General features: G+C 67.7%; 15 protein-coding genes. 10 read left to right on the top strand and 5 right to left on the bottom strand.

Annotated elements, in window-relative coordinates; translation table 11 throughout:
• Positions 1 to 35 precede the first annotated feature (35 nt).
• The 6 genes from ACZZZN_RS16040 to ACZZZN_RS16015 are packed head-to-tail and all read left to right on the top strand — an operon-like array spanning position 36 to position 6,880.
• Positions 36 to 1,304 (top strand): extracellular solute-binding protein, encoded by a 1,269-nt coding sequence (locus tag ACZZZN_RS16040; protein ID WP_463506127.1) that lies wholly within the window; start codon positions 36 to 38, stop codon positions 1,302 to 1,304.
• Positions 1,305 to 1,314: 10 nt separating this feature from the next.
• A complete protein-coding gene (locus ACZZZN_RS16035) occupies positions 1,315 to 2,280 on the top strand; it encodes a carbohydrate ABC transporter permease (RefSeq protein ID WP_463506126.1) in 966 nt (321 codons plus the stop codon).
• Positions 2,281 to 2,282: 2 nt separating this feature from the next.
• Complete coding sequence (locus ACZZZN_RS16030; protein ID WP_311246151.1) at positions 2,283 to 3,122, top strand: carbohydrate ABC transporter permease; 840 nt, start codon at positions 2,283 to 2,285, stop codon at positions 3,120 to 3,122.
• 14 nt (positions 3,123 to 3,136) lie between these two features.
• Positions 3,137 to 4,135 (top strand): glycoside hydrolase family 130 protein, encoded by a 999-nt coding sequence (locus ACZZZN_RS16025; RefSeq protein ID WP_463506125.1) that lies wholly within the window; start codon positions 3,137 to 3,139, stop codon positions 4,133 to 4,135.
• A 4-nt stretch (positions 4,136 to 4,139) separates the two neighbouring features.
• Positions 4,140 to 6,182 (top strand): hypothetical protein, encoded by a 2,043-nt coding sequence (locus tag ACZZZN_RS16020; protein ID WP_463506124.1) that lies wholly within the window; start codon positions 4,140 to 4,142, stop codon positions 6,180 to 6,182.
• Between the two features lie 41 nt (positions 6,183 to 6,223).
• Entirely contained in the window at positions 6,224 to 6,880 is a 657-nt protein-coding gene (locus tag ACZZZN_RS16015; protein WP_463506610.1) for a histidine phosphatase family protein, read from the top strand.
• Positions 6,881 to 6,904: 24 nt separating this feature from the next.
• Here ACZZZN_RS16015 and ACZZZN_RS16010 read toward each other — a convergent pair whose 3' ends face one another.
• Both ACZZZN_RS16010 and ACZZZN_RS16005 read right to left on the bottom strand, forming a co-directional pair.
• The gene (locus ACZZZN_RS16010) at positions 6,905 to 7,525 is read right to left on the bottom strand and encodes a hypothetical protein (protein WP_463506123.1); all 621 of its coding nucleotides are present in this window, start codon (positions 7,523 to 7,525) and stop codon (positions 6,905 to 6,907) included.
• A 67-nt stretch (positions 7,526 to 7,592) separates the two neighbouring features.
• Positions 7,593 to 8,117: a hypothetical protein gene (locus ACZZZN_RS16005; RefSeq protein ID WP_463506122.1), complete on the bottom strand. Its 525-nt coding sequence runs from the start codon at positions 8,115 to 8,117 to the stop codon at positions 7,593 to 7,595.
• 93 nt (positions 8,118 to 8,210) lie between these two features.
• Between ACZZZN_RS16005 and ACZZZN_RS16000 the strand changes: the two genes are divergently transcribed.
• The 3 genes from ACZZZN_RS16000 (at position 8,211) to ACZZZN_RS15990 (ending at position 11,064) form a co-directional block, all read left to right on the top strand.
• A complete protein-coding gene (locus ACZZZN_RS16000) occupies positions 8,211 to 8,633 on the top strand; it encodes a Fur family transcriptional regulator (RefSeq protein WP_463506121.1) in 423 nt (140 codons plus the stop codon).
• A 66-nt stretch (positions 8,634 to 8,699) separates the two neighbouring features.
• Positions 8,700 to 10,163 (top strand): catalase, encoded by a 1,464-nt coding sequence (locus ACZZZN_RS15995; RefSeq protein ID WP_463506120.1) that lies wholly within the window; start codon positions 8,700 to 8,702, stop codon positions 10,161 to 10,163.
• Between the two features lie 91 nt (positions 10,164 to 10,254).
• Entirely contained in the window at positions 10,255 to 11,064 is an 810-nt protein-coding gene (locus ACZZZN_RS15990) for an alpha/beta fold hydrolase (RefSeq protein WP_463506119.1), read from the top strand.
• Between the two features lie 6 nt (positions 11,065 to 11,070).
• Here the strand turns inward: ACZZZN_RS15990 and msrA are convergent, their stop codons facing one another.
• Together msrA and msrB are read right to left on the bottom strand one after the other, a co-directional pair.
• Positions 11,071 to 11,616 carry a peptide-methionine (S)-S-oxide reductase MsrA gene (msrA, locus tag ACZZZN_RS15985; RefSeq protein WP_463506118.1) on the bottom strand — a complete coding sequence of 182 codons (546 nt, stop codon included), beginning with the start codon at positions 11,614 to 11,616 and terminating at the stop codon, positions 11,071 to 11,073.
• Complete coding sequence (msrB, locus tag ACZZZN_RS15980; protein WP_463506117.1) at positions 11,613 to 12,080, bottom strand: peptide-methionine (R)-S-oxide reductase MsrB; 468 nt, start codon at positions 12,078 to 12,080, stop codon at positions 11,613 to 11,615. The genes msrA and msrB overlap by 4 nt, the downstream gene beginning before the upstream one ends.
• Positions 12,081 to 12,231: 151 nt before the next feature.
• On the opposite strand from msrB, the gene ACZZZN_RS15975 reads away from it, so the two are divergent.
• Complete coding sequence (locus ACZZZN_RS15975) at positions 12,232 to 13,149, top strand: DUF808 domain-containing protein (RefSeq protein ID WP_431075045.1); 918 nt, start codon at positions 12,232 to 12,234, stop codon at positions 13,147 to 13,149.
• A 22-nt stretch (positions 13,150 to 13,171) separates the two neighbouring features.
• Here the strand turns inward: ACZZZN_RS15975 and ACZZZN_RS15970 are convergent, their stop codons facing one another.
• Positions 13,172 to 14,521 (bottom strand): HNH endonuclease, encoded by a 1,350-nt coding sequence (locus ACZZZN_RS15970; protein WP_463506116.1) that lies wholly within the window; start codon positions 14,519 to 14,521, stop codon positions 13,172 to 13,174.
• Positions 14,522 to 14,587: the final 66 nt, after the last annotated feature.

Genomic DNA, 14,587 nt, shown 5'->3' with positions numbered 1-14,587 from the left:
ACGATCACCCGAACCATCGCGTCAAGGAGGACAACATGAAGAAGAAGATCCGCGCAGCAGCGCTCTTGGGAGCCGTCGCACTGGTCGCCACCGGATGCTCATCCGGAGGCGGAGGCGGCGACGCCTCGGCCGAGGGCACCGGCTCGATCGACATCTGGCTGTCGAACAACGAGCAGGAGGTCGCCTGGGGCACCGCCGTCGTCGACGCCTGGAACGCCGAGCACCCCGACGAGAAGGTCAACGCCCAGGAGATCCCCGCCGGCTCATCGTCGGAAGAGGCCATCACCGCCGCGATCACCGCGGGCACCGCGCCCTGCCTCGTCTACAACGTCGCTCCGGCCGCGGTCTCGGGCTGGGTCAAGCAGGGCGGTCTCGTCGACCTCAGCACCATGGAGGGCGGCGGCGACTACATCACCGATCGTGGCGGCGACGTCGACGCGTACGCGACCGACGACAGCTTCTACCAGCTGCCGTGGAAGTCGAACCCCGTGATGGTGATGTACAACAAGGCGCTGTTTCAGGCCGCGGGCATCGACCCCGAAGACCCGCAGATGGCCACGTACGACGCGTTCCTCGAAGGGTCGCGCGCGATCGTCGCCTCGGGCGTGCAGAGTGCGATCTGGCCGGCACCGACCAGTGAGTTCTACCAGCCGTGGTTCGACTTCTACCCGCTCTACCTCGCCGAGACCGACGGCACGATGCTGGTCGAAGACGGCACGTCGACGTTCGACTCGGATGCGGGCAGCGAGGTCGCCGAGTTCTGGAAGACCTTCTACGACGAGAAGCTCTCGCCGAACGAGGCGTCGACCGACGATGCGATGTCTGCCGGCACCACCGCCATGCAGCTCGCGGGCCCCTGGGCGATCCCGTCGTACGCCGACACCGTCGACGTCGGCTTCATGCCGGTTCCCACGAGCGACGGTCGCGAGAACCCGACGACCTTCGCCGACTCGAAGAGCGTCTCGATGTTCACCGCCTGTGAGAACCAGGGCACGGCGTGGGAGTTCCTGAAGTTCTCGACCAGCGTCGACAGCGATGGCCAGCTGCTCGAGGCGACCGGTCAGATGCCGATGCGCACCGACCTCACCGGCACGTACGCCGACTACTTCGACGCGAACCCGAACTACGTGGCGTTCGCCGAGCAGGCCGAGGCGACGGCGGATGTGCCCAGCATCCCCAACTCCGTAGAGGCCTGGCAGGCGTTCCGTGACGAGTACTCCGCCTCCGTGATCTTCGACAAGGAACCGATCGACGACTTCCTGAAGAACGCGGCGGCGAAGATCGACGATCTCGTCGCCGAGTGATGAGCCGGCCATGACGCTCCGAGACGACGCCGTCGCGGACGTGGCCCGGGGCACTGCTGCCCCGGCCCCGTCCGCGGGCCGGCCACCCCGGGGGCGGTTACGCACCCGGCTGTTGGGGGCGCAACCGCTCGGCGCCCTCTTCGCGCTGCCGTACTTCGTCTTCGTGATCGCGATCTTCGCGTACCCCCTCGGGTTCGCGATCTACATCGCCTTCCACGACTACTTCTTCACCGCCCCCAACGTCGAGGTCGAGCGCCCGTTCGTGGGCTTCGACAACTTCGTCACCGTCCTCACCGACCCGCGCGTGCTCGGATCGTTCCGCAACACGCTGATCTTCCTCGTCATCAACGTGCCGCTCACCGCCGTGCTCTCGCTCGTGCTCGCCGCGGCGCTGAACACCGGCATCCGCTGGGTCGCCGCCTACCGTGTGGCGTTCTACGTGCCGTACCTCACGGCGAGCGTCTCGCTCGTCGGCGTCTGGATGCTGCTGTTCTCGGGCAACGGACTGATCAACACCATCCTCGGCCCGCTCGCCCCGGATCCGTCGTGGCTGGTGAACAGCGGCCTCGCGATGCCGATGATCGCGCTGTACGTGACCTGGAAGCAGTTGGGGTTCTACATCCTGCTGTATCTCGCGGCGCTGCAGAACGTTCCGAAAGAGCTCTACGAGTCGGCCGAGACCGACGGCGCCGGCGCGTTCTCGCGCTTCTGGAACGTCACGATCCCCGGCGTCCGCAATGCGACCACGCTCGTGCTGATCCTGTCGATCATCACCGGCGCCAACCTCTTCACCGAGCCGTACCTGCTCACGAACGGCGGCGGCCCCGACGGCGCCTCCTCGACACCCGTGCTGCTCATCTACCAGCTGGGCATCCAGCAGCAGAACCCCGACACCGCGGCTGCGATCGGCATGATCCTCGTGATCCTGGTCGGGATGCTGTCGCTCGCCGCCAACCGCGCGACCAGGGAGCGATGACCATGAGACGCAAGCGTTCACTCCCCCGCATCCTGAGCCTGGTGCTGCTCACGGTCGCGGCCATCGGCTTCGCCTTCCCGTTCTACTTCATGCTGGTCGGCGCGTTCCAAGAGAACCCGACGAACTCGCCGAACGAGCTCTTCCCGACCTCGGGGTGGACCGTCGACAACTTCGTCGCGATCGACTCGCGCATCGACCTGGTCGGCTCGCTGCTCAACTCGCTGATCTTCACCGCCGGCGTGCTGCTGGGGACCGTCGTGTTCGGCCTTCTCGCGGGCTATGCGATCGCCCGACTCGACTTCCGCGGTCGCGGGGTCATCTGGGTGCTCATGCTGCTCGTGCAGATGGTGCCGTTCCAGCTGCTGATGATCCCGCTCTACGTGCAGATCACGCGCAGCTACGGGCTCGGCGATTCGTACCTGGGCATGATCCTGCCGTTCCTGATCAACACGACGGCGGTGTTCATCTTCGTGCAGTTCTTCAAGGCGCTGCCCGTCGAGATCTTCGAGGCTGCGCGCATCGACGGCGCCGGCGAGATCCGACTGCTGACCTCGGTTGCGATCCCGCTGATCAAGCCGGTGCTCGTGACCGTCGTGCTCGTCACGTTCATCGGTCCGTGGAACGAGTTCCTCTGGCCGTTCCTCATCACGAAGGACTCGTCGCTGCAGCCGCTCGCCGTGTCCCTCGCGAACTACATCTCCAACGTCGCGCAGTCCACGGCGAACCCCAACGGCGCGATCCTCGCCGGTGCGACAGCGCTGGCGTTCCCCGTCGTGATCCTGTTCGTCGTCTTCCAGCGGTTCTTCCGAGCCACCGACCTCGGCGCGGCCGTCAAAGGCTAGCCAGAAAGGCATCCATGTTCTCCGGAGCCACCTTCCCCCTGGGCCCGTTCACCCCCTACGAGGCCAACCCCATCCTGCGTCCGAAAGGCGACAGCTGGGAGTCGGCCAACCTCTACAACCCGGCCGCGATCGTCGACGGAGACGAGGTCGTGCTGCTCTACCGCGCGCACGCCGACGACATCGTGTCGCACATCGGCATCGCGCGCTCGAAGGACGGTGTGAACTTCACCCGCGAGGATGCTCCGATCCTCTCCCCCTCCGAGGACTACGAGCGCTTCGGATGCGAGGATCCGCGCATCGCGCTGATCGACGGCACGTATTACCTGACCTACACGGGGTGGGATCGGCGGAGCGCCCAACTGTGCCTCGCCACCTCGACCGACCTGCGCACCTGGACCAAGCACGGCCCGCTGTTCGACGACTTCGACACGTTCAAGACCATGGACCCGCGCGGTTTCAACTGGTCGAAGGCCGGGGTCATCGTGCCGCAGCGGATGCACGGGAAGTGGTGGATGTACTTCGGTGAGGGGGCGATCTACTGGGCGACCAGCGACGACCTCATCCACTGGACGCCGGGCACGGCCGACACCGAGCCGATGTACTCGCCGACCCCTGGCACGTGGGACGAGGCGCTGGTGGAGATCGGCACCTCGCCCGTGCTGGCCGACAACGGCCTGCTGGTGTTCCTCACGAACGGCGCGACCCGCACGGTGCACGATGACGGCTCGGTCGACGTCGACTATCGCTGCGGACAGATCGCGATCGACCCCGACGAGCCGACGAAGGTGATCGCCCGCCTGCAGGAGCCATGGCTGCGGCCGCAGACCTTCGAGGACATGCACGGTCTGGTGTCGAACGTGACCTTCGTCGAGGGGCTCGTGAAGTTCCAGGAGAAGTGGTTCGCCTACTACGGACAGTCCGACACGACGCTGGCCGTCGCCATCCACGATCCGGCCCAACCCTGGGGCCGCGCACTGAGAGACTCCGCCGGCTCAGGCGCTGACGAGGAATGAGACCATGTCCATCTCCCGACGCACGTTCCTGACCGCGGCGGCCGCCGGCTCGGCGCTCGCGCTGCTGCCCCTCGATGCGCGCACGGCGCAGGCCTCGGCATCAGCCGGTCTTCACCCCTGGAGCTCCGCGCCGCTGGATGCCGCACGCGGTGCGCGACTCACGAACCTCGCCCACCTGCGCTTCCTGCTCGCCGAGGTGCCGGTGGCCGCGAGCGCGACGCACACCACGTTCGGCATCGAGGAATCTCCGCGGGTGCTCGCGCCGTGGACGTATGCCGACACCGACGGCGCAGGCGGATACCGCCCGGTCGGCGGCGGAACACGCGACGCCGTGACCGGCTATTGGACGCAGGGGGCGTACAACGCCGACGACATCGCCCGCGCGGCCATCGTGTTCTTGCGGGACTGGAGGGCGACCGGCGATCCGCAGAGTCGGGACGAGGCGCGTGACGTCTTGCGCTCGCTCGCCTTCCTGCAGACGACGAGCGGCGACAACGCCGGCCGCGTCGTGCTGTGGCAGCAGGAGGACGGCACGCTGAACCCCAGCGCGATCCCCGTCGAGCTGCCCGACCCTTCGGATTCCGCGGAGTCGTACTGGCTCGCCCGCACGGTGTGGGCGTTCGGCGAGGGATATGCGGCCTTCCGGCGGGAGGATGCGGCCTTCGCGGCGTTCCTGCTCTCGCGGCTGCACCTGGCGCTCGATGCGCTCGGCCGCGAGTCGCTGTCACGCGCCGGGCAGTGGGTGCGCAGCGACGGACGCGACCTGCCCGCCTGGCTGATCGCCGGCGGAGCGGATGCCACGGCCGAGGCGATGCTCGGGCTCGCCGCGGCGACCGAAGCCGGAGACTCGCGCAGCCGCCAGGCACTGCAGGCGTATGGCGACGGTGTGGCCGCGATGGCGAGTGACCCGGCGAAGGGCTGGCCGTTCGGTGCCGTGCTCCCGTGGACGGGATCGCTGGGCTTCTGGCACGCCTGGGGTGCGGCCGCCCCTGAGGCGCTGGCTCGTGCCGGTTCGGTGCTGCGGCGACGCGAATGGAAGGCGGCGGCGATCGCTGATGCCGGGACCTTCACGCCGCAAGTGCTCGCCTCGGGAGGCCCCCACAACGCGTGGGCGCCGCTGCCCGCGGAAGCGCAGATCGCCTACGGTGCGCACGGTCGTGTCGCCGGCGCCGTGCAGGCTGCCACGGTCGGTGGCGAAGGGTTGCGCGTGCTCGCGGGGCTCGCCGCCGGCTGGTTCTTCGGAGCGAACACCGCCGGCATCCCCGTCTACGATCCCTCCACGGGTGTGACGTTCGACGGGGTCGAGACCAACGGGCGTGTGAACCGCAATTCGGGAGCCGAATCCACGATCCACGGGCTGCTCACGATGCTGCTGCTCGATGCGAATCGCGACATCGCCCGCATCGCGACCTCGATCACCGGCCTGTCGTCGTTCTCGGGGCTGCGAGTGATCGAGGCCGAGAGCGCGCGGCTTTCACCGGGCTGCGAGGTCGTGCAGCCCGAGGGCGGCGCGTGGACCGGCGAGGGCAACCTCTCGGGCGGCGGGTACGTGCGGGTTCCCGCGGGCGAATCCGTCGAGTTCGATGTGACCGAGGCCGGCGGGATCCTGCACGGTCTCGTCTGGAGACAGGAGCCGGATGCCGGAGATGCGGTGTGGGAGGTGTTCCGAGGACGCAAGCGCCTGTGGAGCACCCGCACCCCCGCGGGAGGAACCGGCGATCGGGGGCTCACCGAAGCCGACGGGATGCTGGTGCCGCAGCTGCTCGGCGGCGATCTGCCCGGCGAGGCGGTGACCGTACGCTGCACGAGCACCGGCGACGTGCGGCTCGACGCTCTCGTCATCCAGCCGGCCGTGTCCACGGCCGTGTATGCCACGGCATCCGGTTCCGCCGTGCTCTACGCCAACGGCACGCGGCGCGATCAGCGGGTCGCGCCTCTCGCCGCCGGTGCCGGGCGCTCGTACGACGCCGACGGATCGCAGCGCGGCCAGGCCCTACAGGGCGGGAAAGTGCGGGTGCGCGGCGGCGGGTTCACGATCACCCGGTGACCGAGTCCCGATCAGCGGACTACGGTTGCGGTGTGCCTGCGATCCCCGACTACGACCAGCTGCCTGACCGTCCCGCGCCCGACAATCCGCAGGGAAAGCTCGTCCTCCTGCGCCACGGCGAGACGGAGTGGTCGAAGGCGGGCCTGCACACCGGCCTCACCGACATCCCGCTGACCGCGCGAGGCGAGGATCTCGCCCGCGGCGCCGGACAGCTGGTCGCCGACTACGACTTCTCTCTCGTGCTGTCCTCGCCGCTCGAGCGTGCCCGGCGCACCGCCGAGCTCGCAGGTCTCCACGCCGAGGTCGATCCGCTGCTCGTCGAGTGGGACTACGGCGGATACGAGGGTCGCACCACGAAGGACATCCGCGAGGAGCTCGGCTACGACTGGAGCGCCTTCACGCATGGTGTGATCCGCGGCGCGACACCGGGAGAGACCGTCGAAGAGGTCGCAGCCCGCGCCTCCCGCGTGCTCACCCGCGTGCTGCCGGCGTTGAACGACGGTGATGTGGCGCTGGTCGCGCACGGGCACTTCCTGCGCATCCTCACCGCGGTCTACCTGCGGCTGGCTCCGCGCTTCGGCGCTCAGATCACGCTGGATGCCGGATCGGTGTCGGTGCTCAGCTTCTACCGAGAGCAGCCGGCGATCCTGACGTGGAACTACGGCCTCGAACTGCCACTCGTGCCCTCGGAGTCCTGACGCCGCCCGGATCGCGAACGAGCGTCAGGCCGAACGGTAGACGTCGACGCTCTCGGGTTTCTGCTGCGCAGCGAGCACGATCGCGAGGATGCCGAGGCCCAGCGTGCCACCCAGCGATGCGAGCGACCCGAGCATCTGAAGCAGATCGGCGAACCCCTGAATCGCCTCCGGACGCACGGTGACGAAGATGATCTGCGGCACCGTCCACGCGAGCGCGTAGGCGCCGAAGACCCACGTAGGCGCCCACCGCCAGGGTGACGGCACGGTGTCGCTGCGAGCGATCTGCGTGGCGGCGACGAGACCCGCGGCGGCAGGGACGAGCAGCGAGACGTACCCGTAGATCGTCCAGCCGCTGTCATTCGTCAGGGCGTCCGGCATCAACGCCCGCGTGAGCGCGAACGCGGCAAGCGGCCAGAGCGCCAGGACCACCATCGCGGTCAGTCCGAGCGGTCGGCGCGAGACGACGCTGGCGTCGCTCGACAGACCGATCGCGAACAGCAGGATGGACGCGGCGAAGATCACGTGGGTGGCGAGTCTGACGGCCTCCAGCCCGATGAAGCTCGTCTGCAGCATTGCGAGAACTCCGCAGACGATGAGCCCCGTGCCCCCGCCGATCCAGGTCCTCTGCCGATTGCGCCTGCCCATACTCCCCGCGTATCGACGACCAGAAATAGCCTCGTCGGACGAAGAATGATGCGCTCGCTGCACCTGCTCAGCCGATCTGCTTCAGCGACAGCGCATAGATCGTCGGATCGCCGTCGAGGTCCATCACGATCTGCATCCCGGTGGCGGTGGTGGTGACGTCGAACGCGATCGTCTCGTTCTCGCAGACGATCGGCTCGGCAGGCGGGTCCTCATCGAGCTGGCCGGCCGTGAGCGTGAGGATGCCGTCGCCTCGGCAGGCGAGCTGCGCCTGATAGGTGCCCGCAGCCTGAGACTGGAGAGCAGTCACCTGGTGGGCAGAGGTGTTCTCACTCAGCCATCCGGAGAGTATCGGGCTGGGCCCGTTGTCGCCGGTGTTCGGCACCGCAGTCTCGGCCCAGTCCCTGATCTCGTCGACGGGCATCGGGAGCAGTGCCTCGTCGGCTTCCGCCCCGTCGGGAGTGTTCGTCGGCGTGGATGAGGGGGATGCAGAGGGCGATGCCGGAGTCGAGCCCGAGGGCTCCCCCGTGCATCCGGCGAGCACCACGCCCGCCACCAGGATCAATCCGATCGTCGCCGCTCGTCTCATTTCCATCCCTCCACGCTACGGATGCGCCAGGATGATGCAACCGCCGCGCCCGACCCGCAATTCTTTTGAGTTACTCAAAATAGACGGTAGAGTCGAGGCATGGACACCGACTTCGACTCCGCGCTTCGCGAAGCGGGACTGCGGGCGACCGCGGGCCGTGTCGCGGTGCTCGAGGCGATGGAATCCATGGCTCACACGGATGCGGAGCGGGTCTACCGTGCCGTCTCCGACGTGCTTCCGACGACGTCGATCCAGTCGGTGCACAACATCCTCGCGGACCTGACGACGGCGGGCCTGCTCCGCCGGATCGAACCGGCAGGATCCGCGGCGCTCTACGAGCGGCGCATCGGCGACAACCACCACCACATCGTGTGCACCGAGTGCGGTGCGATCGGTGATGTGGACTGCGTCGTCGGCGACGCGCCGTGCCTCACCCCGTCTTCGGCCGGGGGATTCACCGTCAAGACAGCCGAAGTCACCTTCTGGGGCCTGTGCCCCAGTTGCCAGAACGTCGCGCAGTAGCATCCGACGTCCACCCCGGGCACCCGGGATGCTTGTCGTACCTGCGTGCAGAAGGAGAAGAAGAACATGACAGACCCATCGACCACACCCGCGACCACGACGCAGACGGGAACTCCCGTCGCCAGCGACGCACACTCGCTCACCGTCGGCGCAGACGGCCCCACGGTCCTTCACGACCGCTACCTCGTCGAGAAGCTGGCGTCGTTCAACCGTGAGCGCGTGCCGGAGCGCAACCCGCACGCCAAGGGCGGCGGCGCCTTCGGAACCTTCACCGTGACCGAAGACGTCTCGGCCTACACGCGGGCCGCGGCCTTCCAGCCCGGTGCCGTGAGCGAGACGCTGCTGCGCTTCTCGTCGGTCGCCGGCGAGCAGGGCTCACCCGACACCTGGCGCGACGTGCGTGGCTTCGCGCTGCGTTTCTACACGCCCGAGGGCAACCTCGACATCGTCGGCAACAACACTCCGACCTTCTTCCTGCGCGACGCCATGAAGTTCCCCGACTTCATCCACTCGCAGAAGCGCCTCGGCGACTCGGGCCTGCGCGACGCCGACATGCAGTGGGACTTCTGGACCCTCTCCCCCGAGTCCGCACACCAGGTCACCTACCTCATGGGCGACCGCGGCCTGCCGCGCAGCTGGCGCCACATGAACGGCTACGGCTCGCACACCTACCAGTGGGTCAACGCCGCAGGCGAGCGGTTCTGGGTGCAGTACCACTTCCTGTCGAAGCAGGGCGTGGAGCGGATGGATGCCGCCGAGGCGGAGAAGCTCGCAGGGTCGGATGCCGACTACTACCGTCGGGACCTGTTCGACGCGATCGCGAGCGGCGACGCCCCCTCGTGGGACGTCTACGTGCAGATCATGTCGTACGAAGAGGGCAAGACCTACCGCTTCAACCCGTTCGACCTGACGAAGACCTGGTCGAAGAAGGACTACCCGCGCATCAAGGTCGGCACGTTCACGCTCGACCGCAACCCGCAGAACTTCTTCGCCGAGATCGAGCAGGCGGCGTTCTCGCCCGGCAACCAGGTGCCCGGAACCGGCATCTCGCCCGACAAGATGCTGATGGCCCGCGCGTTCGCCTATGCGGATGCTCAGCGCTACCGCATCGGTGCGAACTACAACCAGCTGCCGGTCAACCAGCCGCACGCTGCCGAGACGCGCAACTACATGCACGAAGGCCAGATGCAGTACAAGTTCAACCCGGCCGAGCACCGCGTCTACACGCCGAACTCGTACGGCCCGGCCGGTGGCCCCACCGCCGACCCCGCCGCGGGTGTCGAGGCGAGCTGGGAGTCGGACGGCGAGCTGATGCGCGCCGCGGCGACCCTGCGCGCCGATGACGACGATTTCGGCCAGGCCGGAACCCTGTACCGGGAGGTGTTCGACGATGAGGCACGTGCGCGCTTCCTCGACACGCTGACCGGCCAGGGCCAGGGCATCACGATCGACGCGATCCGCGAGCGCTTCTTCCAGTACTGGACGAACGTCGACGCCTCGCTGGGCGACGCTCTGCGCGCTCGCTTCTGAGTCGCATCCCTTCGGCTCCACTCACGCCGAGACCCATCGTCCCCTCGGGGTCGGTGGGTCTCGGCGTATCCGGGCGTCGCGCAGGAGCACAATGGATGCCGTGGCTGTTCCTCTCTCCGACCTCACCAACATGCCCGAGCCCCAGCAGGTGCACGCGACTGACGGCACACGTCTCGCGACCTACACCTGGGGCGAGATCGATGCCCCTGTGGTGGTGATCGTGCATGGATTCGCATCGAGCGCACGCGACACCTGGGTGCTCACAGGGTGGGTGCGCGAACTCACCAAGGCCGGATACCGGGTGCTGGCGCTCGACCAGCGCGGCCACGGCCTCAGCGAGAAGCCGCATCAGTCCGACGCCTACGGAATCCGCACCCTCGCGACCGATGTCGAGACGGTCATGGACACGTATCTCGTCGATGAAGCCGTCTACGTCGGGTACTCACTCGGCGCGCGGGTCGGCTGGGAGGTCGTGCGCGACCTGCCGCACCGTATCGGGCGTGCTGTTCTCGGCGGTGTGCCGGACGGCATCCCGCTCGCCCGTCTCGATCTGGATCAGGTGCGCGCGTACCTCTCCGACGGCACCCCGGTCGCGGATCCGACGACGCAGAACTACATCGCGCTGACCGAGCGCGTTCCCGGCAATGATCTCGGCGCGCTCGTCGCGCTGGCCGAGGGGATGCGGTCGTCGCGGACGATCGACCCGGATCCGTCGAACGCCCCGGCGAGCCCGATCCTGTTCGCCACCGGATCGAAGGATGCCATCATCGAGGGCTCTCGCGCCCTGGCATCAGCTGCCCCTCAGGGACAGTTCTTCGAGATCCCGGACCGCAATCACTTCAACGCCCCGGGATCCCGCGCCTTCAAGGAAGCCGCATTGGCATTCCTGTCGGCGAGCTGACCGTCGTCAGACCGTCGCGCTCTGCTCGCGCTTCGGCAGCACCCATCCCGCACGCGGGAAGTGGCAGGTGTAGCCGTTGGGGTACTTGATCAGGTAGTCCTGGTGCTCCTCCTCGGCCTGCCAGAACGGGCCCACGGGCTCGATCGTGGTGACGGCCTTGGCCGGCCAGAGCCCCGAGGCGTCGACGTCGGCGATGGTGTCGCGCGCGACGGTCTCCTGCTCGGGGCTGAGCGGGAAGATCGCCGAGCGGTAGCTCGAGCCGATGTCGTTGCCCTGACGGTCCTTGGTCGACGGGTCGTGGATCTGGAAGAAGAACGCGAGGATGTCGCGGTACGTCGTCTTGGTCGGGTCGAACACGATCTCCACGGCCTCGGCGTGGCCGGGGTGGTTGCGGTAGGTCGCGTGGTCGTTGCTGCCGCCGGTGTAGCCGACACGGGTGTCGAGCACGCCGGGCTGGCGGCGGATGAGGTCTTCCATGCCCCAGAAGCAGCCGCCTGCGAGCACGGCGGTCTCGGTCCCGGGGGTGCGGGTGATGGTTCCGGTGTCAGTCATGACTGCTCCTCAGAGTTCGGGGTGGCGAAGAGGTGACGGTAGCGACCGTACCCCTCATCTTCCAGGCTGTCAGCCGGGATGAAGCGAAGGGCCGCGGAGTTCATGCAGTATCGAAGCCCTCCGGCGTCTCGGGGCCCGTCGTCGAAGACGTGCCCGAGGTGGCTGTCTGCTCCGCTGGAGCGCGCCTCGGTGCGCTTCATCCAGAGCGTACGGTCGGTGCGCGTGATCACGGCATCGGCCTCGATGGGCTTGGTGAAGCTCGGCCATCCGGTGCCGCTGTCGAACTTGTCTGTCGACGCGAAGAGCGGCTGGCCTGAGACGACGTCGACGTAGATGCCGGCGTCGTGGGTGTTCCAGTACGCGTTGCGGAAGGGAGGCTCGGTGGCGTCCTCCTGCGTGACCTCGTACTGCAGGTGCGTGAGGTCGCTGACCGCCGCGGGGGTCTTGCTGTACTCGTTCGACATGATCTGTCTCCTTGTCCGACGCGGCTGGCTGCAGCGTCATAGAGGAGAACCAGCGGCACCCCGGATTTGGTCCCGCGGGACTGTGAGCGCGCTGTGAGTTTGCGAGCAGTCGATAGAGTTGCTCCGCTACATACACAACAGGGAGACGCACATGTCGGTTGGACTGCTCGCCGTCGTCGATGACATCCTCAGCGCGGCGATGAAGGCCTCGGCCAAGGCCGCCGGCGTCGTGATCGACGATGCCGCTGTGACCCCGCAGTACGTGCAGGGCATCACTCCCGCTCGCGAACTGCCGGTCGTCGCGAAGATCGCCCTCGGTTCTCTGGCGAACAAGTTCGTCATCATCATCCCGATCGCGTTGTTGCTCACCGCCTTCGCCCCGTGGGTGCTGCCGTATCTGCTCATCCTCGGAGGCGCTTATCTGTGCTTCGAGGGCGCCGAGAAGGTGCTCGAGTGGTTCGGCGTGCAGCACGGCCACGCCGACGAGAGCGCCCGCAACGAGAACAAGCTCGTGTGGGGTGCGGTGCGCACCGACCTGATCCTGTCGACGGAGATCATGCTGATCTCGCTCGCGAACCTCGAGGCAGGTCTCGACATCTGGACCACGCTCGCGATCCTCGCCGTGATCGCTCTGCTGATGACCGGTGTCGTCTATGGCGCAGTGGCACTCCTGGTGAAGATCGACGACATCGGTCTGAAGATGGCGAAGAATCCGTCGAAGCGCGTGCGCCACACGGGTACGCGGATCGTCCGCTCGATGCCGGCGGTCTTCCGCTTCATCAGCATCCTCGGCACCGTCGCGATGCTGTGGGTCGGTGGACACCTGCTGCTCGTGAACCTCGGCGAGGTGGGCGTGCACTTCGGCGCCGACATCCTGCACGGCATCGAGCACTTCCTCGAGCCGGCCGGTGGCGTGATCGTCTGGATCGGCGACACTCTCTTCTCGGCCATCGCCGGACTGATCGCGGGTCTCATCATCGTGGGGATCATCCTCGGCATCGGTCGCCTCATCGGCAAGAAGCCGAACTTCCATGAGGGCGAGGAATCGCCCGCCGACGTGCACGTCTGACTCCGGCACCGCGGGGGCGACCTCACGCTGCGATGTCATAGCGCGCCCTCCCGCCGAGGCGAGGAGTCCTCGCCGGATCGACCTGCGGCGGTGGGATGAGCCACACCCGAGCGGCGACACCGATCCCTTCGATGCGGATGTCCCATCCGTTGTCGTGGATGCGGTGATGACACGACTCGCACAACAGAACTCCGTTGTTCAGGTCGGTCGCCCCCGTATCGCGCTGCCACCATCTCAGGTGATGAGCTTTGGTCATCTGAGGTGGAAGGCTGCACATCGCGCATCCGCCATCCCTCTCGACGAGAGCCAGGCGCTGTGCCCGCGTGAACAGTCGCTTTTCGCGGCCCCAGTCGAGGATCTCTCCCGCAGATCCGAGCACCACCGGGATGATGCCGCCGCCCGCCGCCATCCGACGGCAGGTGCTGACGCTCACGGGCTGGTCGCTGCCGTCGATCGTCGCGGCGCCCTCGCCAAAGGTGAGCTGATCGAGGCTCACGCGCACCACCACGGTCGCACCCGATGCCGGCATCCCGCCGTTGTCGCAGGCGATGGCGTGCTCGCAGATCGCGGCGAGCGCATCGGCTTGGATCATCGCCACGGTGCGGCGATCGGCGTCGGACGCCTCGGGGTCGGGCGCTGAGAGCCTGGCCTGGAAGGTTGCGGTCACGTAGGCCTGGATCGCGGCCTTGATCGCCGCCCCCGAGGCGATGTCGGTCTGCAGGTTCAGATGGAGCGACCCCTCACGCTCGAACATCGTCAGCGAACGACGCTCGCGTGCCTCACGCTCTTTCGGTGCGATGCCGTCGGGATCGAGCCAGGCCTCTGCACGGGCGACCATCTTGCGGACGTCGTCGAGCGTCATTCCCGCGGCCCGCTCGACGAGCAGCCGCTCGGCCTCGTCGACCCGCGCCGACCCGACCTTGAGGCGGACGCGTTCGAGCAGAGCGATGATGATCGCGGCGGCGGCCACGGAGATCTCCCCCGCGGCGAGCGCTGTCGCCAGCGCGGGGTACTTCGCGGGCAGCACCTCGCCCAGCAGGTTGGTGCGCGGTGCGGCGGCCTGACCGACGGTGATGAGCCGCTTCGCGTCTCCCGATGACCCGCCTGTGGTCGCGGCGATCATCGCCGCCGCGCTCCGGTATCCCTGCTGTTTCGCAAGCCCTTCGGAGCCGAGCTCGGAACGCGATTCGTAGGCGATCGCGGCGGCGAGTTCGGCATGGAGGCCGTCGAGACAGCGCTGCACCTCCCCCACTGCACGATGCGTCGCGAGCAACTCGACCCGGGAGAGATCGGTGCCTTTCTCCGCATCCGCCCAGACATCGCCGAGGCGCTCGATGGCCTCGAGCAGCGGCGTCAGACGGGTTCTGGGCATGGCTCCAGTTTAGAAGATATGTTCGATTTTGGAGTGAGATGCCGGCATCCGATGAGGTCGCACCGC

Source organism: Microbacterium sp. AC145, assembly GCF_979258505.1.
This window is presented reverse-complemented; position numbering and strand designations above follow the sequence as displayed.